The sequence below is a fragment of the Xanthomonas sp. genome, assembly GCF_017163755.1.
In the GTDB taxonomy this organism is placed as follows: domain Bacteria; phylum Pseudomonadota; class Gammaproteobacteria; order Xanthomonadales; family Xanthomonadaceae; genus Xanthomonas_A.
Window position 1 is genome coordinate 70,230 of sequence record NZ_JAFIWC010000010.1, and the last position, 18,540, is coordinate 88,769.

The 18,540-nt window shown below is 70.4% G+C and carries 15 protein-coding genes and 1 riboswitch; of the genes, 8 read left to right on the forward strand and 7 right to left on the reverse strand.

Translation table 11 applies throughout. The annotated features are described in order from the left end of the window. Positions 1-99: 99 nt before the first annotated feature. Both maiA and JR065_RS08550 read right to left on the reverse strand, forming a co-directional pair. Positions 100-768, reverse strand: a complete 669-nt coding sequence (gene maiA, locus JR065_RS08545) for a maleylacetoacetate isomerase (protein WP_206233633.1) — start codon at positions 766-768, stop codon at positions 100-102. Between the two features lie 89 nt (positions 769-857). After that, positions 858-1,847 carry a fumarylacetoacetate hydrolase family protein gene (locus tag JR065_RS08550; RefSeq protein ID WP_206233634.1) on the reverse strand — a complete coding sequence of 330 codons (990 nt, stop codon included), beginning with the start codon at positions 1,845-1,847 and terminating at the stop codon, positions 858-860. 355 nt (positions 1,848-2,202) lie between these two features. On the opposite strand from JR065_RS08550, the gene JR065_RS08555 reads away from it, so the two are divergent. Continuing rightward, on the forward strand, positions 2,203-3,561 hold the full coding sequence (locus JR065_RS08555) for a DEAD/DEAH box helicase (RefSeq protein WP_185824478.1): 1,359 nt from the start codon (positions 2,203-2,205) through the stop codon (positions 3,559-3,561). A 245-nt stretch (positions 3,562-3,806) separates the two neighbouring features. Here the strand turns inward: JR065_RS08555 and JR065_RS08560 are convergent, their stop codons facing one another. Then, entirely contained in the window at positions 3,807-6,083 is a 2,277-nt protein-coding gene (locus tag JR065_RS08560) for a transferrin receptor-like dimerization domain-containing protein (protein WP_241093491.1), read from the reverse strand. A gap of 32 nt (positions 6,084-6,115) precedes the next feature. After that, the gene (locus JR065_RS08565) at positions 6,116-8,752 is read right to left on the reverse strand and encodes a TonB-dependent receptor plug domain-containing protein (protein ID WP_343237257.1); all 2,637 of its coding nucleotides are present in this window, start codon (positions 8,750-8,752) and stop codon (positions 6,116-6,118) included. Between the two features lie 151 nt (positions 8,753-8,903). Between JR065_RS08565 and queD the strand changes: the two genes are divergently transcribed. Both queD and JR065_RS08575 read left to right on the forward strand, forming a co-directional pair. Further along, the gene (queD, locus tag JR065_RS08570) at positions 8,904-9,269 is read left to right on the forward strand and encodes a 6-carboxytetrahydropterin synthase QueD (RefSeq protein WP_206233637.1); all 366 of its coding nucleotides are present in this window, start codon (positions 8,904-8,906) and stop codon (positions 9,267-9,269) included. Between the two features lie 203 nt (positions 9,270-9,472). After that, on the forward strand, positions 9,473-9,847 hold the full coding sequence (locus JR065_RS08575; protein WP_206233638.1) for a phasin family protein: 375 nt from the start codon (positions 9,473-9,475) through the stop codon (positions 9,845-9,847). Positions 9,848-10,218: 371 nt separating this feature from the next. On the opposite strand, the gene bioD is transcribed toward JR065_RS08575, so the two are convergent. After that, complete coding sequence (gene bioD, locus JR065_RS08580; RefSeq protein WP_206233639.1) at positions 10,219-10,902, reverse strand: dethiobiotin synthase; 684 nt, start codon at positions 10,900-10,902, stop codon at positions 10,219-10,221. Between the two features lie 121 nt (positions 10,903-11,023). On the opposite strand from bioD, the gene JR065_RS08585 reads away from it, so the two are divergent. From JR065_RS08585 to btuB, 3 genes are all read left to right on the forward strand, one after another. Further along, positions 11,024-11,506, forward strand: coding sequence for a GAF domain-containing protein (locus JR065_RS08585; RefSeq protein WP_206233640.1), 483 nt, complete (start codon positions 11,024-11,026; stop codon positions 11,504-11,506). Then, positions 11,503-11,901: a TfoX/Sxy family protein gene (locus tag JR065_RS08590; protein WP_206233641.1), complete on the forward strand. Its 399-nt coding sequence runs from the start codon at positions 11,503-11,505 to the stop codon at positions 11,899-11,901. The genes JR065_RS08585 and JR065_RS08590 overlap by 4 nt, the downstream gene beginning before the upstream one ends. Before the next feature lie 184 nt (positions 11,902-12,085). Beyond that, a riboswitch (cobalamin riboswitch) is annotated at positions 12,086-12,300 on the forward strand. Positions 12,301-12,414: 114 nt separating this feature from the next. Then, complete coding sequence (gene btuB / locus JR065_RS08595; protein WP_206233642.1) at positions 12,415-14,286, forward strand: TonB-dependent vitamin B12 receptor; 1,872 nt, start codon at positions 12,415-12,417, stop codon at positions 14,284-14,286. A gap of 499 nt (positions 14,287-14,785) precedes the next feature. Here the strand turns inward: btuB and gph are convergent, their stop codons facing one another. Together gph and dinB are read right to left on the reverse strand one after the other, a co-directional pair. Then, complete coding sequence (gene gph, locus JR065_RS08600) at positions 14,786-15,439, reverse strand: phosphoglycolate phosphatase (protein WP_206233643.1); 654 nt, start codon at positions 15,437-15,439, stop codon at positions 14,786-14,788. 78 nt (positions 15,440-15,517) lie between these two features. Then, positions 15,518-16,576, reverse strand: a complete 1,059-nt coding sequence (dinB, locus tag JR065_RS08605; protein ID WP_206233644.1) for a DNA polymerase IV — start codon at positions 16,574-16,576, stop codon at positions 15,518-15,520. Positions 16,577-16,785: 209 nt separating this feature from the next. On the opposite strand from dinB, the gene fabA reads away from it, so the two are divergent. Both fabA and fabB read left to right on the forward strand, forming a co-directional pair. Further along, positions 16,786-17,301, forward strand: a complete 516-nt coding sequence (gene fabA, locus JR065_RS08610; protein WP_206233645.1) for a 3-hydroxyacyl-[acyl-carrier-protein] dehydratase FabA — start codon at positions 16,786-16,788, stop codon at positions 17,299-17,301. Beyond that, positions 17,301-18,512, forward strand: coding sequence for a beta-ketoacyl-ACP synthase I (gene fabB / locus JR065_RS08615; protein ID WP_206233646.1), 1,212 nt, complete (start codon positions 17,301-17,303; stop codon positions 18,510-18,512). The genes fabA and fabB overlap by 1 nt, the downstream gene beginning before the upstream one ends. Positions 18,513-18,540: the final 28 nt, after the last annotated feature.

Sequence of the window (18,540 nt, forward strand, 5' to 3'; positions counted from 1 at the left end):
CCGCCGCGTCGCCCTTGTAGGAGCGGCTTCAGCCGCGACAGAGCCTTACCAGGGATGCTTGTCGCGGCTGAAGCCGCTCCTACATCAAGGCAGAGGCACTCAGGCGCCTTGCGCCGGCGCGTCCGGCTGGTTCTCCGGGCGCGCGCCGTCGAACGCCGGCAGCGCCAGGCAGGCCTGCTCGATCCGGGCGATGGTCGGATAGGCGTCCATGTCCACGCCGAAGCGGCGCGCGTTGAACACCTGCGGCACCAGGCAGCAGTCGGCCAGGCCCGGCTGTCCGCCGTGGCAGTAGGTGCCGGTGTCGGGCGATTCGGCCAGCAGCTGTTCCAGCGCATCGAAGCCCAGCGCGATCCAGTGCAGCATCCATTCCTCGCGCTCGGACTGCGGCACGTTCCACACGCCCTCGAAGAACTGGCCCACGCGCAGGTTGTTGAGCGGATGGATGTCGCAGGCGACCAGTTGCGCGAGCGAGCGTACGCGGGCGCGGTCGATCGCCGCGTCGGGCAGTAGCGGCGGCTCGGGCCAGCGTTCGTCCAGGTATTCCAGGATCGCCAGCGACTGGCGGATCGGCTGGCCGTCGTGGCACAGCGTCGGCACCAGTTCCTGCGGATTGAGCCGCGCGTACTCCGGCGAGTGCTGCTGGCCGCCGTCGCGCACCAGGTGCACCGGCAGCGGCTGGTAGGCCAGGCCCTTCAGGTTCAGGCCGATGCGCACCCGGTAGGCGGCGCTGGAGCGCCAGTACGTGTACAGCTGCAAAGCGTCTTCCACCACCGCCCTCCTGGCCAGAAACGATCAAGATACCGGCCGCCGGCGTGCCCGCCGCGCCGCCGGTCGCCTGCGCGCCGCCGCCGGCCGGGTCAGGGCCGCGGCTGCTGCTCGATGCGCTGCTCGATCGCGCCGAAGATGCTTACTCCATCACGGTCCAGCATCTCGATCCGGACCACGTCGCCGAAACTCATGAACGGCGTGCTCGGCTGCCCGTCGCGCAACGTCTCCACCGTGCGCTGCTCGGCGAAGCACGACGCGCCGCGCGAGGTGTCCTGGTTGGCGATGGTGCCGGAACCGACCACGGTGCCGGCCGACAGCGGCCGGGTCCTGGCCGCGTGCGCGACCAGTTGGGCGAAGTCGAACTGCATGTCCTCGCCCGCCTCCGGCGCGCCGAACCAGCGGCCGTTGATGTGGGTCAGCAGCGGCAGGTGCAGCTTGTTGCCGCGCCAGGCATCGCCCAGTTCGTCGGGGGTGACGAACACCGGCGACAGCGCCGAGCGCGGCTTGGACTGCACGAAGCCGAAGCCCTTGGCCAGCTCGGCCGGGATCAGGTTGCGCAGCGACACGTCGTTGACCAGCCCGACCAGCTGGATGTGCGCGGCGGCCTGTTCGGCGCTCACCGCCATCGGCACGTCGTCGGTGACCACCACGATCTCCGCCTCCAGGTCGATGCCGTAGTCCTCGCTGACCACCTTGACCGCGTCGCGCGGGCCGTAGAAGCCGGCGCTGACCGCCTGGTACATCAGCGGATCGGTATAGAAGCTCTCCGGCACCTCGGCGCCGCGCGCGCGCCGGACCCGCTCCACGTGCGGCAGGTAGGCGCTGCCGTCGACGAACTCGTAGGCGCGCGGCAACGGCGCCGCCAGCGCGGCGAGGTCCAGCTCGAACTGGCCGTCGGCGCTGCCGTCGTTGAGCGACTCGGACAGCGCGTTCAGGCGCGGCGCCAGGTTCGACCAGTCCTCCAGCGCGCGCTGCAGGGTCGGCGCGATGCCGGTCGCGCGCACCGCACGGCGCAGGTCGCCGGACACGACGATCAGCGTGCCGTCGCGGCCGCCTTCCTTCAGGGAACCCACCTTCATAGCCAGCCACTCCCGATGCGTGAGGCGCCGATTGTAAGAGCTGCGGCGCATATAGTTACAAGTGCAACAGTGCCGTGGGCGACCAGCTTTGCCTGAATGCGTGTTTTCGCGTAGACTTCGCCGGGTCTGCCAGCGGCCGTCCGTTTCCCTCAGGGATCGCCGGCGCACCAGGAGCCCCCCTCCGGTCGCCCGCCCCCTCCGACGCCTTCTCGTCATGCATTCCAGTCTGCGCTCCGGCGCCGGCTGTCTCCATTCTCGCAGCGCGGTTCACGGGAACGCTCCGAGTAAGCCGATCGATCGATCCGCAACGCATGTCCACGGACCTGCGTTCCAATACTTTTTCTGGAGCTTTTCCATGTCGTTTGAATCCCTGGGCCTGGCGCCCTTCCTGCTGCGCGCGTTGGCCGAGCAGGGCTACGAAACCCCCACCCCGATCCAGTTGCAGGCGATCCCGCTGGCGCTGGCCGGCCACGACCTGATGGCCGGGGCGCAGACCGGCACCGGCAAGACCGCCGCGTTCGGCCTGCCGTTGCTGCAGCACCTGGGCACCTCGCCGCAGCCGGTGGGCAATGGCGCACGCAAGCCGCGCGCGCTGATCCTGACCCCGACCCGCGAGCTGGCCACGCAGGTGCACGACAGCCTGCGCGGCTACAGCAAGTACCTGCGCATCCCCAGCACCACCATCTACGGCGGCGTCGGCATGGGCAACCAGCTCGACGCGCTGCGTCGCGGCGTGGACCTGCTGATCGCCTGCCCGGGCCGCCTGCTCGATCACCTCGAGCGCCGCAGCGTGGACCTGTCGGGCATCGAGATCCTGGTGCTGGACGAGGCCGATCGCATGCTCGACATGGGCTTTTTGCCCTCGATCAAGCGCATCCTGGCCAAGCTGCCCAAGCAGAACCGGCAGACCCTGCTGTTCTCGGCGACCTTCGAGGAAGGCATCAAGCAGCTGGCGCGCGAGTTCATGCACAACCCGCAGGAAATCCAGGCCACCCCGAGCAATACCGTGGCCGACACCATCACCCACCGCGTGCACCCGGTCGATGGCACGCGCAAGCGCGAACTGCTGTTGCACCTGCTGGCCGCCGATTCGCGCATGCAGACGCTGGTGTTCGCGCGCACCAAGCACGGTGCCGACAAGCTGACCATGTTCCTGGACAAGTCCGGGCTGAAGACCGCCGCGATCCACGGCAACAAGAGCCAGGGCCAGCGCCTGCGCGCGCTGAGCGACTTCAAGGCCGGCCGCATCACCGTGCTGGTGGCGACCGACATCGCCGCGCGCGGCATCGACATCGACCAGTTGCCGAAGGTCATCAACTACGACCTGCCGATGGTCGCCGAGGACTACGTGCACCGCATCGGCCGCACCGGCCGCAACGGTTCGCAGGGCGAGGCGGTGTCGCTGGTGGCGCAGGACGAGGCCAAGCTGCTGCGCGCGATCTCGCGCATGCTCAAGCGCGAGATGGACATCCGCGACGTGCCGGGCTTCGAGCCGTCCACGCCGATCCGCTGGGGCAACAACAACCCGGCCGACGAGCGCCCGGGCGGCCAGCGTCCGCCGCGCAAGAGCACCCATGCGCGCCGCCCGCACGGCGATGCGCCGCGTCCGCACGCGCATGCCGGGGCCAAGCCGGCCGGCGGCACCCAGCCGGGTGGCGCACGCCGCCAGGGCGAGCGCCGTCGCAGCGGCGGCCAGCCCAGCGCCGCGCGCTGAAGTCGGCGCGATCGCAGCAGGCACAAGCGGCCCACCAGGCCGCTACCGGTCGGCCGATGGTTCGAGCGTCGGCAAGCCACACAGAAAGGAGCGCGAAATGCGCTCCTTTCTGTTTTTCAGCAGGCCGGTTTGCAGTGGGCCCTTCCACTTCGACCGCGTTGCGAAGCGGCGGCGGACGCGGCCTACAACATCCGTCGCCTCCCGCCGCTCCGCCATGCTCGAACAACCGAGCCCAGAGTGAATCCCTAACCGCCGATCAGCGCGGTGTTGCGGTCGATCTGCGCGCGGTAGGCGTCGAGCACCGACGCGGTGCGCGCGATGTAGCTGCGCAGGTCGTCCCAGCGCTGGTCTTCCAGCGCTTCGCGGATGCCCGGCAGGGTCTTGACCTCGTAGCCGGTCGCCAGTCCCGGCGCGTAGATCAGGTTGCGGTACCACGGGCGGCCCACCAGCCCGTCCTCCGCCAACAGGCTCTGGTCGATGCGCTGCAGCGAAGCGTTGAGCTGCCGCCGCACCGCCGCGTCCAGCGTGCCGCCGCGCGCGGCCAGCGCCGCGTCGTAGCGCTGGCTGCTGGCCTGAAGCCGGGCGACGGCCTGGTCCAGCGCGGAGAAATCGATCGCCGGCACCGCCTGCTTGGGCACCGGCGGCTGCAGCGGACGATTGGGGTTGTCGGCGATGCGGTAGGCACCGGTGCGCAACAGCTCGGCCTGGGTCTGCGCGGCCTCGCGGTCGCTGTCGGCCTGCTGCCTGAGCTCCTGGGCGTAGCCGGCCACCGCGTCGGCGAAATCGCCGAAGCGATGCGGCAGCACCGGCGCATTGGCCACCCGCAGCACGGTGCGGCCGACCGTCTGCGACAGCAGCGGCAGGTAGCGGAAATCCGGGTCGATGAAGCGCGCGAAGTAGTCGTAGGAGTCGTAGAGGGAGTGGTAGACGCCGGTGCCGCCGCCCTGCCCGCCGTAGCCCAGGTCCAGCGTGGCCAATCCCAGGTGCTGCAGGAACGGGCTGTAGTCGCTGCCCGAGCCCAGCGCCTTGAGCGGCACGTCCTCGCCGGCCGCGACCTTCTTGGCGATGTCCTTCTGCGCCGGCTTGGCGCTGGGCGCCAACGCGTCCAGGCGAGCGCGGGCGCGCTGCCGGTCGAGCACGCTGGCGCCGCTGTCGGGATCGCGCAGCTCGCCGGCCACGCCGTTGACCAGCCGCTGCAGCGCATGGCTGCCGCCGGCGGTGAGGAAGCCGCGGCCGTTGCCGTCGGTGTTGACGTACAGCACCGCCTTGCGCCGCAGTTCGTCGGCGTGCTGCTCGGCCCATTCGGTGGAGCCGAGCAGGCCGGCCTCCTCGCCGTCCCAGCTGGCGTAGACCAGGGTGCGCCTGGGCCGCTGGCCCTGCCGCGCCAGTTCGCCGATCGCCTTGGCCTCGGCCAGCAGCGCGGCGGTGCCGGACAACGGATCGGCGGCGCCGAACACCCAGCCGTCGCGATGGTTGCCGCGCACCACCCATTGGTCCGGGTATTCGCTGCCGCGAAGCGTGGCGATGACGTTGTACAGGGTCTTGCGCCCGCTCCAGTCCGCGTCGACCTTCAGGTGCACGCGCGCCGCGCCATCGCCGCCGATGCGGTAGGTGATCGGCAGCGCGCCGCGCCAGTCCTCCGGCGCCACCGGGCCGCGCAGTGCCGCCAGCAGCGGTTGCGCGTCGCCCCAGCTGATCGGCAACGTCGGGATTTTCAGCACGCTGCGCGCCTGCTCGATCGGCAGGCGCTTGGCGCCGGCGGTCGCGCCTACGCCCGGGGTCAGCGGGTCGCCGGGATGGATCGCGAAGTTGGCCACCGAGCCGCGCTGCACGCTCCACTGGTTGCGCGCCGGACCGTCCGGATACGGCAGGTCCTGGAAATAGCCGTCGTCGCGCGGATCGGAGTAGATGATCGCGCCGATCGCGCCGTGCTCCTGCGCCAGGCGCGGCTTGAGCCCGCGCCAGCCCTTGCCGTAGCGGGCGATGACGATCTTGCCGCGCACGTCCACGCCGTTGCGCGCCAGCGCCTCGTAGTCCTCGGCGATGCCGTAGTTGACGTAGACCAGATCGGCGGTGACATCGCCGTTGCCGCCGTAGATCACGTACGGCGGCAGCACGTCCTGGGTCTGCGTCGAGGTGCTGTCGCCCGGCAGCGGCGGCTCCTTCAGCCGGGCCACGTAGGGCTGCGCGCCGAGCAGTTCCAGCGCCGCGCTCCGGGGCGAGGGCCACAGCACCTCGTACTGTTCGATCCGTGCGTCCCAGCCGTAGCTGCGCAGCCGCGCCTGCAGGTCGCGCGCGTTCTCCAGGTTGTGCGGCGCGCCGACCTGGTTGGGCGCGGAGGACCACTGCTTGAGCCAGCCGCGGTAGTCGGCGCCCTGCAACGCGGCATCGAAGCGCGCCTCCAGCGCGCGCTGCGCGTCGGCGGCCGCGGCGTCGTAGCCAGGCGGCGGCGCCGGCTGCGCGAGCGCGGGGGAAACGGCGAGGATCAGGACCAGCCCGGCGATACGACGGCGACGCGACATCGAAACACTCCTTGAACGTGGCATGGGCGAACTCAGAAACGGTAGTCGAAACCGACGGTGAAATAGCGTCCGCGCAGGTCGTACTGGGTGAAATCGTAGGGCGCGCGGATGCCGGGGAAGGAGGCGTCGTGCGGCGGCGCCTCGTCGGCCAGGTTCTCGATCTTGGCGTAGAGCGTCAGCTTGTCGATGCCGCTGTAGCCCAGGTACAGATCGAACTGGTCGTAGTGGTCGACCCGCGACTGCACCGCGCTGGCGGCGGCACTGGCCTTCTGGTCGTAGCCGCCGGTGTAGTACCAGGTCAGCGCCGCGCTGACGTCGCCCAGGGCCCAGTCCAGCGTGGTGGTGGCCTTGTTGCGCGGCAGCGACGGGCCCAGGTTGCTGCCGGCGTAATCCTGCAGCGGGCCGCCGACCACGGTCGGGCGGCGGTAGTCGCGCACATGGGTGTAGGCGCTGCTCAGCCCGAACGTGCCGAACCCATCGCTGCGCCAGCGCTGGCGCAGCTCCACGTCGATGCCCGAGGTGCTCAGCTCGCTCAGGTTCTGGTAGCGGTTGTAGACCGCGACCAGCTTGCCGCGCGCGTCGCGGATCACGTCGGCCGGATCGTTGTCCTGCACCACGGTGGCGCTGTTGTCGGTGCCGATCAGGTGCTCCAGCTCGATCTTGTACCAGTCCACGCTGAGGCTGGTGTCGGCCCACGGCGACAGCACGACGCCCAGGTTGTAGCTGCGCGTGCGTTCCGGGTCCAGGCCGGTGTTGCCGACGGTGAAGAAGGTCGGGTTCTGCCGCGAGCCGGGCAGGTCCGGATCGTAGGGATCGACCACCGAGCCATAGGAGATGTTGGTGCTGGCCGTGTTCTCCGACAGCGACGGCGCGCGGAACCCGCGCGAGGCCGCCGCGCGCACCAGCAGCGCGTCGATCGGCTGCCAGCGCAGGCTGACCTTGGGCGAGAACGTATCGCCGAAATCGCTGTAGTGATCGCCGCGCCCGGCCAGCTGCAGCTCCAGCGACTGCAGCAGCGGCACGTTGACCTCCGCGTACAGCGCCGACACCTCGCGCTTGCCGTCCACCTCGGCGATCGCCGGGCGGATCTGCAGGCCGGCGTCGATCTGCCAGGGGTTGCGCGAGACCAGTTCCTCCTGCCGCCATTCGGCGCCGGCGGCGAAGCCGACGCTGCCGGCCGGCAGCTCGAACAGGTTGCCGGACAGCTTGACGTCGACGCCACGCAGGGTCGAGCGCGCCGGACGCAAGGTGCTGAGGTTGATGCCGTCGATCACCGCCTGCGGCGTGGCCGCCGGATCGAGCAGGTCGTAGCTGCCGTCGGCCAGCGCCTGGGCCAGGGTCCAGCGGTTGGCGAAGCCGCCGGACACGGTCTCGTGCTCGGTGCTGCGCGCGGCGAAGGCGGCCGCCTCCCATTCCCAGCGCGCGGTCGAGCCCCTCACCCCGCCCAGGAAGCGGTAGGACTGCGAGCGGTTGGTCTTGACCGTCTGGCCCAGGTCGAAGAACGTGTACTCGATCGGCACCGCCACGCCATAGGGGTTGTACGGGCTGGACGCCGGCAGCAGGTTGGAGACCGGCTCGGCCAACCCGGTGCTGGCGTTCAGCGCGAAGCGCCCGCCCTCCAGGGTGAAGTACGGACTGGAGCCGAAGATCGAGACGCCCTTGACCTCGCTGTACAGCGCCTCGCCGAACGCTTCGAGGGTGTCGCCGAGCCGGAAGGTGGCGTTGCTGTAGGCCTGGTAGCGCTTGGTCGAGGGGATCAGCGTGGTGTAGGGCGCCTGGTTGAACGCGCAGGTATCGCCGGCCAGGCCGTCGATCGGTGCGCTGGCGGTCAGCACCGTGCCGTCGGGGCAGTTGCCCGCCGCGTCGAGCATCGGCACCGAGCGGCCGCCGACCAGATAGCGCGCGCCCTTGGCCGACCAGCCGTTCCAGCGCCCGCCGGGCAGGTCGCTGTAGATGCCCGAACGGGTCAACGCGCGCTGGTCCTGGTCCAGCCGGTCGCGGTTGTAGGCGTCGATGCTGAAGAGGATGTTGTAGCCGTCGCGGTCCAGCTCGCCGATGCCGCCGACGAACTTGGCGCGCTGGGTGTCCAGCCCGCCCTGGTCGGCGCTGCCGCCGCTGAGGCCGAGCTCGGCGCCCTGGAAATCCTGGCGGGTGATGATGTTGACCACGCCGGCCACCGCATCGGAGCCGTACACCGCCGAGGCGCCGTCCTTGAGCACTTCGATGCGTTCCACCGCCACCAGCGGCAGGGCGTTGAGGTTGACGAAGGTGTCGCCCAGCCCGTTGGCCGGGAAACCGTAGTTGGCCAGGCGCCGGCCGTTGAGCAGCACCAGCGTGTTCTTCTGCGACAGCCCGCGCAGGCCGATGCCGGCCGAGCCGGAGGCCCAGCCGTTGTTGGTGGTCTCGTTGGTCGCGTTGCCGGTGTTGGCGGAGATCGAGCGCAGCGCGTCGGCGACGGTGACCTTGCCGGACCGCTCCAGCTGCTGCCGGTCGATCACCTGCACCGGGTTGGGTCCCTCGCTGTCGCTGCGCTTGATGTTGGAGCCGGTCACGCTGACCGTGGCCAGCGTGGTGTCGGCACCGGCACGGGACTGCGCGGCGGCGGCAGGCGCGAGCGACAGGATCGAAAGAAGGCTCAGGGCGAGCAGGTCGGGCGCTTGCGGCTTCACGTGGAGGTCCATGGGATGGGGCGCACCAGTGGGCCATCGCGTCCGGCTTAACGAAAATTACATAAGTGCATACGAATATGTCGCGGCGTGACATGCGCGGCGATCGCACGGCAATGTCCGGCCCGTTGCCGCGCCCTCTACAATGCCGCGCATGGATATCTTCAAAGTCTTCACCCTCGAAGCGGCGCACCGCTTGCCGAACGTGCCGCCGGGGCACAAATGCGCGCGCCTGCACGGGCATTCGTTCCGGGTGGAGTTGCACGTCAGCGGCGAACCGGGCGCGCACAGCGGCTGGGTGATGGATTTCGGCGACATCAAGGCGGCATTCGCCCCGCTCTACGAACGGCTCGACCACCACTACCTCAACGACATCGAAGGCCTGGAGAACCCGACCAGCGAGCGGCTGGCGACGTGGATCTGGGAACGGCTCAAGCCGTCGCTGCCGCTGCTGAGCGAAGTGGTGGTGCACGAGACCTGCACCTCCGGCTGCCGCTATCGCGGCCCCGTCCCCGGCTGAGCCTGGCGCCAACTGCGCAATCGTGGCCCGCGGGACGACCCGGCGGGCCTTTTCCATGTGCCGAAAACTCCAGCTAAGTGCCTGATCCGAAAACCAGTTTGAACGAAACCTGAGCGGCTTCAGAAATTTTTGTTGCATCGCAGCAGAAAGCGAGTATGTTGCATCGCAACAAAGCGTGTTCGACATCCTTTCGGAGTTGCACCATGTCCGCTCAGTTCAACGATCAGTTCAGCAGCTACACCCAGCAGTTCGCCGCCGCCGCTGCGCGCGCCAACCGCCTGGCCCTGGAAAGCGCAGAGAGCCTGTTCGGCGTGCAGCTGAAGACCTTCGAGAAGAACGTCAGCGCCACCACCGGCTTCCTCGGCGAGCTCAGCGAAGCCCGCGACCTCGGCAGCGTGCAGTCGCTGTGGCCGAAGGGCCTGCAGATCGCTCGCGACAACATCGAGCGTCTGGCCACGGCCAACCAGGAAATGTTCGGCCTCGGCCTGAAGGCCTCCGAAGCGATCGGCCAGCTCGCCAAGAGCCAGTTCGACGCCGCTTCGGAACATGCCGCGCCGGCGAAAGCCAAGACCAAGTAAGCGGCACCAGAATCAAGTCTGCGCGGCTGCGCCGCCAGACCGACGAGTGGCACGCGCGGGTCCCTCCCCCCGCGCAACCCAGGCCCGGTAGATCCCTCCCTCTACCGGGCTTTTTTTTGCCTGGCGTTTTCGTTGCGCGGAGGAATTGCCGCCGCCAGCGGCCGCTGCGGCGGCGATGCGTCCGCCGCAGGTGTGCTGGCGCCGACCCGGTCTGGTCATGCGCGCAGACGAGGCCCGTCCATGCGTGGGTACATGCCCTGCCGCGACCGGCCGTGCGCAGTCGCGCCGATACTCCGCAGCACAATTGCCTAACCGGCTTGGCGCACTCGCCGCGATCGGCGCCGCAGCGCCACCGCACGCGTGAACGGCACTCAACGCAGTTCCACGTCGGGCGCCAGTTCCGCCGCCAGCAGCGCCGGATCGGGCGAGGCCCGGTACGGCAGGCGCCCCCAGCACGGCATCGGCAGCCGCGCCCGCAGCATCGCCATGTTGTCGTCGATGCGCTGCATCGCCGGATCGATCTCGTTGCCGACCCAGCCGATGCAGCGCAGGCCGTCGGCGGCGATCGCCGCGGCGGTGAGCCGCGCATGGTTGACGCAGCCCAGGCGCAGCCCGACCACCATCAGCACCGGCAGCTGCAGCGCGCGCGCCAGCCCGGCCTGGTCCAGCGTCGCCGACAGCGGCGCCGCCCAGCCGCCCACGCCTTCCACCACCACGATGTCGGCCTGCGCGCGCAGGCGCGCGAACGCCGCCGCGATCGGCGCCAGTTCCACGCTGACGCCCGCATCGGCCGCGGCCAGCTCCGGCGCCAGCGGCAGCGGCAGCGCGTACGGATTGACATCGGCGTACGCCGGCACCGGCGCGCTGGCCGCCTGCAGCGCCAACGCATCCTCGTTGCGCCAGCCCGCCGCGCCGGGTTCGCAGCCGCTGGCGACCGGCTTCATGCCCACCGCGCGCCGTCCGCGTGCGCGCAGCGCATGCAGCAGCGCACAGCTGGTCACGGTCTTGCCGATCCCGGTATCGGTGCCGGTGACGTAGAAGGCGGGAAGCGTCATCGCGATGGTTCCTAGGCGCGCCACGGCGCGCGTGGCAGGACCGCGCAGGATATCGGGCGCGTGCCGCGGCGTCAGGCCGCCGGCCATACAGGCGGTCGCATCGCGCTGCTAAACTCGGCCGATGTTCGCATCCTCTTCGCTCACCGGCAGCAAGCCGGAACAGTACGCCCAGTTGCTGGCGCAGGCACGCGCCCTGGTCCACGGCGAGCCGGACCGCATCGCCAACGCGGCCAACTTGGCGGCGCTGGTGTACCACGCGCTGCCGCAACTGAACTGGGTCGGCTTCTACCTGTACGACGGCAAGGAACTGGTGGTCGGCCCGTTCCAGGGCCTGCCGGCCTGCGTGCGCATTCCGCTGGACAAGGGCGTATGCGGCGCGGCGGCCAGCCGCCGCCAGACCCAGCGCATCGCCGACGTGGACGCCTTCCCGGGGCACATCGCCTGCGATTCGGCGTCGCGTTCGGAGCTGGTGGTGCCGTTGCTGCGCGGCGACGAACTGGTCGGCGTGTTCGACCTGGACAGCCCGGTGCCGGCGCGCTTCGACGAGGACGACCAGCGCGGCCTGGAAGCGATCGCCCAGGTCTTCGTCGACGCGCTGCGATGACCACCGCCAAGCTGCGCAACATCGGCCCCAAGAGCGCGGCCTGGCTGCGCCAGGTCGGCCTGCGCACGCAGGAGGACCTGGCCGCCGCCGGCGCGGTGGGCGCGTTCCTGAAGGTCAAACGCGCCGGCTTCAAGCCCAGCCTCAACCTGCTGTACTCGCTGGAAGGCGCGCTGACCGGCTGCCACTGGCAGGAACTGCCGGAAGCGCGCCGCGCGCAGCTGCTCGGCGAACTGGAAGCGGCCGCCGCGCAATTGCCGGCGCAGCGCGGGCTGCCGGTGGCCGGCCCGGTCGAGACCACCCACTTCGACCGCGACGGCGATCGCAGCGACTCGCCCTACCCCGACTACGCCGACGACGATGCCGGCGGCGGCAGCGGCGAGCGCGACGACGATTGAGTCCAGGCCCCGGCACCTGCCCGGGGCACACCAGGCTTCGGGTGCGAACCTGGGCTGACCATGGTCGTGGCAGCGGCGGCGTTGCGCGCGCCGCACAGGGCACGTTCGCGGCGCCCGCCCCCGTTCCAGGCCCGCACCCCCTGTCTGCCCCGACACCCGATCCCACCGCGCGGGCCGATCGCGTACAATCGCGCCGCTTCAAGGTGACCGCGCGGGTTCGTCCCGCCGGTTGAAACGGGAAGCCGGTGCGTCTTGCGACAAGGCCGGCGCTGCCCCCGCAACGGTAAGCGATCCGCGCTGACGACCTGCGCCACTGTGCTCGAGCATGGGAAGGCGTCGCAGCCGGGGTCTGGACCCCAGATCGCGAGCCCGGAGACCGGCCTTGCAGTCCACTGGTTGCGATGCGGAGGGCGTCGCGGCGTGCCGTGCCGCGTCGGCGCCGTTCGCTCGCATCCTTTCGTCCGCGACTCCTTCGCCGTTACAGCGCGCTCGCGCGCCGGAGTTGCCTGCCCCATGTCGTCCCGCCTGCTTTCGGTCGCGATCGCGTCCGCCCTGTCCCTGCCCGCCGCCGCCGCACACGCCGAGGCCGCCAGCGATCTCGACCAGGTCCTGGTCACCGCCACCCGCACCCAGATCTCGGTGGAGGACAGCGTGGTGCCCGCGCAGGTGATCGACCGCGCCGAGATCGACCGCAGCCAGGCCTCGTCGCTGGCGCAGCTGCTGCAGGGCCGCGCCGGTATCGGCCTCTCCAACCAGGGCGGCCTGGGCAAGCTGACCACGCTGAACCTGCGCGGCAGCGAATCGGACCACGTGCTGGTGCTGGTCGACGGCGTGCGCCTGGGCTCGGCCAGCGCCGGCCTGGCCGCGTTCCAGGACTTGCCGCTGGCGCAGATCGACCGCATCGAGATCGTGCGCGGCCCGCGCTCGAGCCTGTACGGCTCGGACGCGATCGGCGGCGTGATCCAGATCTTCACCCGCCGCGGCGGCCAGGGCCTGCAGCAGAACCTGAGCCTGGGCGCAGGCAGCCATGGCCTGCGCGAGGCCAGCGCCGGCTTCAGCAACCGCGGCGAGCGCGGCTGGCTGTCGGTGCAGGGCGGCTACCAGAAGACCGACGGCATCAATGCCTGCGACGGCTCGGCCACGCTGTTCGCCGGCTGCTTCGTCGATGAGCCGGACCGCGACGGCTACCGCAGCGCCTCGCTGAGCGCGCGCGGCGGCTACGCGCTGAGCGACACCGTGAGCGTGGAGGCGCATGCGCTGGATGTGGACGCGCGCAACCAGTACGACGGCGACGCCCTGTTCGCCGGCAACGAGGCCGACAACCACCAGCAGGTGCTCGGCGGCAAGCTCGACTGGACCCCGTCCGAGCGCGTGCACCTGGCCGCGCAGCTGGGCCGCAACCGCGACCAGGCCGACAGCTACTACGCCGACGCCGGCGGCGGCGCGCGCAGCTTCGTCAGCACCTTCGACAGCCGCCGCGACACCGCGTCGCTGCAGGGCGATTTCGGCCTGGCCGAGGGCCACCTGCTCAGCGCCGGCGCCGACTGGCAGCGCGAGCAGGTCAGCGGCACCACCGCCTTCGACGTCGACGAACGCGACAACACCGGCGTGTTCGCCGAGTACCAGGGCCGCTTCGGCGCGCAGCAGCTGCAGGCCAGCGTGCGCAGCGACGACAACGAACAGTTCGGCGAGCACACCACCGGCAGCCTGGGCTGGGGCCTGGCGCTGGACCACGGGCTGAAGCTCACCGCCAGCGTCGGCACCGGCTTCAAGGCGCCGACCTTCAACGACCTGTACTTCCCGTTCTCCGGCAACCCGGCGCTGAAGCCGGAGAAGTCCAAGAGCGGCAACCTCGGCGTGGCGCAGTACGCCGACGCGTGGAACTGGACGTTCAACGTCTACGAGACCCGCGTGGACCAGCTGATCTCCTACGATGCGGCGACGTTCCTGCCGGTGAACGTGGACGAGGCGAGGATCCGCGGCGCCGAGCTGACCGGGTTCGTGGCGCTGGGCGGCTGGGAACTGTCGGCGCAGCTGAGCCACACCGATCCGCGCAACCGCAGCGACGGCGGCAACCGCGACAACTGGCTGGCGCGCCGCGCGCGCGACACTGCGCGGCTGGACGTGGACCGCGCGTTCGGCCCGGTCAGGCTCGGGGTGACCGCCTTCGGCAGCGGCGGCCGCTACGACGACGCGGCCAATCGCGTGCGCCTGGCCGGCTACGGCACGCTGGATGTGCGCGTGGAATACGCGTTCGCGCCGGACTGGACGCTGCAGGCCAAGGCCAGCAACGTGTTCGACCGCGACTACGAGACGGTCAACTGGTACAACCAGCCCGGCCGCGAATACGCGCTGAGCCTGCGCTACGCGCCGGCGGCGCGCTGAGGAAACGAAGCGGGCTGCGCCCTCTGGCGCGACCCGCTTCACTTGGGGAGCGGTTTCAGTCGCCGCGGGCGGCCCCGGCAAGGCGCGTCGCGACTGAAGTCGCTCCCACAGGTGTTCCTGCCTGCAGCTGCACAGGGAGCGCTTCGGCGATACCAGGCGGGCTGCGCGCCCCTGTAGGAGCGGCTTCAGCCGCGACGCTTTGCCGCTTCCCTCCGGTCGCGGCTGAAGCCGCTCCTACAGGATTCGAATTCGGATGCGCATGGCACCTGCGTCTTCGCGCAGCGCTCCCACAGGTTTTCGTGCCTGCAGCTGCACGGGGAGCGCTTCGTCGGCCATACCGGGCGGCTGCGCGCCCCTGCGTGACGTTGTAGGAGCGGCTTCAGCCGCGACCGGGCTCTCCCGGTAAAGCGTCGCGGCTGAAGCCGCTCCTACAGGGGGCGATCGATCGCCACGCCGACGGCAATGACGGCGGCATGTGCGGCATGCGCCACGGCCCGCATCAACCCAGCGTCAGCAGCTCGCGCATGTCGTCCATCAGCAGCACCGTGTCGGCGCTGGCCAGGTCCAGGTCGCGCGGATAGCCGTAGCGCACCAGCGCGCACGGCATGCCGGCGGCCTGGGCGGCCTGCAGGTCGGTGCCCGAATCGCCCACCATCAGGCAACGCGACGGCGCCTGCCCGAAACGCTGCGCCAGGTACAGCAGCGGCGCCGCGCTGGGCTTGCGTTCGGGCAGGCTGTCGCCGCCGAGCAGCGCCGAGAACTCGTCCACCACGCCCAGGTAATCCAGCAGCGGTGCCACCAGCGCGGCGGGCTTGTTGGTGCACAACGCCAGCGTCGTGCCGCGCGCGCGCAACGCCGGCAGCGCCTCGCGCACGCCCGGGTACAGGCGCGGGCTGCGCAGCAGGCAGGCCTCGTAGTGGCGCATGAAGGTCGGCATCACCGCATCGACCGGCGTGGGATCGTGCGCATGCCGCCATGCGGACTCCACCAGCTTGCGCACGCCTTCGCCGATCCAGCCGAGCACCGTCGCCTCGGGCACGGTGGGCAGGCCGAAATCGGCCAGCGTGCGGTTGAGCGATTCGGCGATGTCCGCGCCGCTGTCCACCAGCGTGCCGTCCAGGTCGAATACGACCACTGCATACGGATAGTCCATGTCGCCTCGCTGCCGGTTGCCGGCCTGCATTGTAGGCGCAGGCCCGGCCTCAATCCCGGCGAGCGCGCCCATGCCGCGCTAGAACAGGCTGTGCTGCAGTTCGATCTCGCCGCGTTCGCGGAAGCCGGACAGGCCGACGCCGACCAGCCGGTACAGCGTGTCCGGCGGCAGCGCGACGCGTTCGCACAGCCCCAGCGCGATCCGGGTGAACGCTTCCAGCGACTGCGGCGGCGACTCCGGCGTATGGCTGCGGGTGAGGATGCGGAACTGCGCGGTCTTCAGTTTCAGCACCACGGTATGGCCGACGCGCTCGGTCTTGCGCGTGGCCAGCCAGGCCTTCTCGGCCATGCGCTCGATCGCCGGGCCCAGCTGCGACAACGGCAGGTCGGTGGCGAAGGTGTCCTCGGCGGAAATCGATTGCACCAGTTGGTTGGCCTCCACCGGGCGCTCGTCGATGCCGCGCGCGCGCCGGTACAGGCTGTGGCCGAACGCGCCGAAGCGCGCCTGCAGTTGCTCCAGCGGCAACGCGCGCAGGTCGCCGACCGTGACCACGCCCAGCTCGGCCAGCCTGGCCTGCATCACCTTGCCCACGCCCGGCACCTTGCTCACCGGCAGCGGGGTCAGGAACGCTTCCACGCGATGCGGGCGGATCACGAACTGGCCGTCGGGCTTGCGCCAGTCCGAGGCGATCTTGGCCAGGAACTTGTTCGGGGCGATGCCGGCCGACGCGGTCAGCGAGGTTTCCTCGCGGATCTGCGCGCGGATGATCTGCGCGATCTCGGTGGCGGTGGCGACGTCGCCCTTGGGCGCGGTGACGTCCAGGTAGGCCTCGTCCAGCGACAGCGGCTCGACCAGGTCGGTATGGCGATGGAAGATGTCGCGCACCTGCCGCGACACCGCCTTGTAGCGCGCGAAATCCGGCGGCACGAAGATCGCGTCCGGACACAGCCGCTCGGCGCGCAGCGCCGGCATCGCCGAGCGCACGCCGAACACCCGCGCCTCGTAGGACGCGGCGCACACCACCGAGCGCATGCCGCGCCACGCCACCACCACCGGCTTGCCGCGCAATGCGGGATCGTCACGCTGCTCCACGGACGCGTAGAACGCGTCCATGTCGACGTGAATGATCTTGCGCATCGAAGCCACACCCTACGCCAGCGAACGGTGCGCGAATGATAAGCCACGCCTGCGCATGCGCCGGCGAACGCGGCTCGATCTCGCTCACGGCGCGATAGCGATGCGCCGGCTACGCTACGCGTGCGTACGGATAAAACGTTTGATTGAATGCGCCGGGCTCGTGCACTCTGCGCGCCTCCGACTGTCTCTCGCCTGGGAATACCGCGTCTATGAGTCGCCAATCTTCGTATTCACGCGAGCAATTGCTCGCCAGCGCGCGCGGCGAACTGTTCGGGCCGGAAGCCGGCCGCCTGCCGACCGATCCGATGCTGATGTTCGACCGCATCACCGTCATCGACGACGACGGCGGCGCGTACGGCAAGGGCGTGATCCGCGCCGAGCTCGACGTGCGCCCGGACCTGTGGTTCTTCCACTGCCACTTCATCGGCGATCCGGTGATGCCCGGCTGCCTGGGCCTGGATGCGATGTGGCAGCTGACCGGCTTCTTCCTGACCTGGATCGGCGCGCCCGGGCGCGGCCGCGCGCTGGGCGTGGGCGAGGTGAAGTTCACCGGGCAGGTGCTGCCCAGCGCCAAACAGGTGGTCTACGAGATCGACATCAGCCGCGTGATCAACCGCAAGCTGGTGATGGCGGTGGCCGATGGGCGCATGTCGGTGGACGGACGCGAGATCTATACCGCCAAGGACCTGCGCGTGGGCCTGTTCACCTCGACGGAGGCCTTCTGATGCGCCGCGTCGTCGTCACCGGAATGGGCATCACCTCGTGCCTGGGCAACGATCTGGACACGGTCTCGCGCGCGCTGCGCGACAGCCGCGCCGGCATCCGTGCGATCCCCGACTATGCCGAGCGCGGCATGCGCAGCCAGGTGGGCGGCGCGGTGGAGATCGACCTGGACGCGCAGATCGACCGCAAGCTCAAGCGTTTCATGGGCGATGCGTCCGCGTACGCATACCTGGCGCTGCGCGACGCGATCGCCGATGCGGGCCTGGACGAGGCCGCGATCAGCGACGTGCGCACCGGGCTGATCGCCGGTTCCGGCGGCGGTTCCAGCCACTGGCAGGTGGAAGCGGCGGACCTGATGCGCGAGCGCGGCGTGCGCAAGGTCGGCCCGTACATGGTGCCGCGCACCATGTGCTCGGCGGTGTCGGCCAGCCTGGCCACCGCGTACAAGATCAAGGGCGTGAGCTATTCGCTGTCGGCCGCGTGCGCGACCTCGGCGCATTGCATCGGCGCGGCCGCCGACCTGATCCGCCACGGCCAGCAGGACGTGATGTTCGCCGGCGGCGGCGAGGAACTGGACTGGACCATGAGCGTGATGTTCGACGCGATGGGCGCGCTGTCCAGCGGCTTCAACGACCGTCCGGCGGCGGCCTCGCGCCCGTACGACGCCGAGCGCGACGGCTTCGTCATCGCCGGCGGCGGCGGCATGCTGGTGCTGGAGGACTACGACCGCGCGGTGGCGCGCGGCGCGCGCATCCATGCCGAACTGCTCGGCTACGGCGTGACCTCCGATGGCGCCGACATGGTCGCCCCGTCCGGCGAAGGCGCGGTGCGCTGCATGCGGATGGCGATGCAGGGCGTGGACGCGCCGATCGACTACCTCAACACGCACGGCACCTCCACGCCGCTGGGCGACGTCACCGAACTGGGCGCGGTGCGCGAGGTGTTCGGCGACGCGGTGCCGCCGCTGTCCTCGACCAAGGCGCTGTCTGGGCATTCGCTCGGCGCGGCCAGCGTGCACGAGGCGATCTACTGCCTGCTGATGATGCGCGATGGCTTCATCGCCGGCTCGGCCAACATCGATACGCTGGACCCGCGCGCCGAGGGCTTCCCGATCGTGCGCGAAAGCCGCGACGCGGCGCTGCGCACGGTGATGTCCAACAGCTTCGGCTTCGGCGGCACCAACGCGGCGCTGGTGTTCGGCAAGGTGGATTGAGGGCCGGGACTCGGGACGGCAGGATGAT

What these genes read in the sequence shown, in the direction of transcription:
- JR065_RS08550 (WP_206233634.1), bottom strand. Translation starts at nt 1,847, where the DNA reads ATGAAGGTGGGTTCCCTGAAGGAAGGCGGCCGCGACGGCACGCTGATC.
- fabB (WP_206233646.1), top strand. Translation starts at nt 17,301, where the DNA reads ATGCGCCGCGTCGTCGTCACCGGAATGGGCATCACCTCGTGCCTGGGC.
- queD (WP_206233637.1), top strand. Translation starts at nt 8,904, where the DNA reads ATGGATATCTTCAAAGTCTTCACCCTCGAAGCGGCGCACCGCTTGCCG.
- btuB (WP_206233642.1), top strand. Translation starts at nt 12,415, where the DNA reads ATGTCGTCCCGCCTGCTTTCGGTCGCGATCGCGTCCGCCCTGTCCCTG.
- JR065_RS08575 (WP_206233638.1), top strand. Translation starts at nt 9,473, where the DNA reads ATGTCCGCTCAGTTCAACGATCAGTTCAGCAGCTACACCCAGCAGTTC.
- JR065_RS08560 (WP_241093491.1), bottom strand. Translation starts at nt 6,083, where the DNA reads ATGTCGCGTCGCCGTCGTATCGCCGGGCTGGTCCTGATCCTCGCCGTT.
- dinB (WP_206233644.1), bottom strand. Translation starts at nt 16,576, where the DNA reads ATGCGCAAGATCATTCACGTCGACATGGACGCGTTCTACGCGTCCGTG.
- fabA (WP_206233645.1), top strand. Translation starts at nt 16,786, where the DNA reads ATGAGTCGCCAATCTTCGTATTCACGCGAGCAATTGCTCGCCAGCGCG.
- JR065_RS08555 (WP_185824478.1), top strand. Translation starts at nt 2,203, where the DNA reads ATGTCGTTTGAATCCCTGGGCCTGGCGCCCTTCCTGCTGCGCGCGTTG.
- bioD (WP_206233639.1), bottom strand. Translation starts at nt 10,902, where the DNA reads ATGACGCTTCCCGCCTTCTACGTCACCGGCACCGATACCGGGATCGGC.
- JR065_RS08585 (WP_206233640.1), top strand. Translation starts at nt 11,024, where the DNA reads ATGTTCGCATCCTCTTCGCTCACCGGCAGCAAGCCGGAACAGTACGCC.
- gph (WP_206233643.1), bottom strand. Translation starts at nt 15,439, where the DNA reads ATGGACTATCCGTATGCAGTGGTCGTATTCGACCTGGACGGCACGCTG.
- JR065_RS08590 (WP_206233641.1), top strand. Translation starts at nt 11,503, where the DNA reads ATGACCACCGCCAAGCTGCGCAACATCGGCCCCAAGAGCGCGGCCTGG.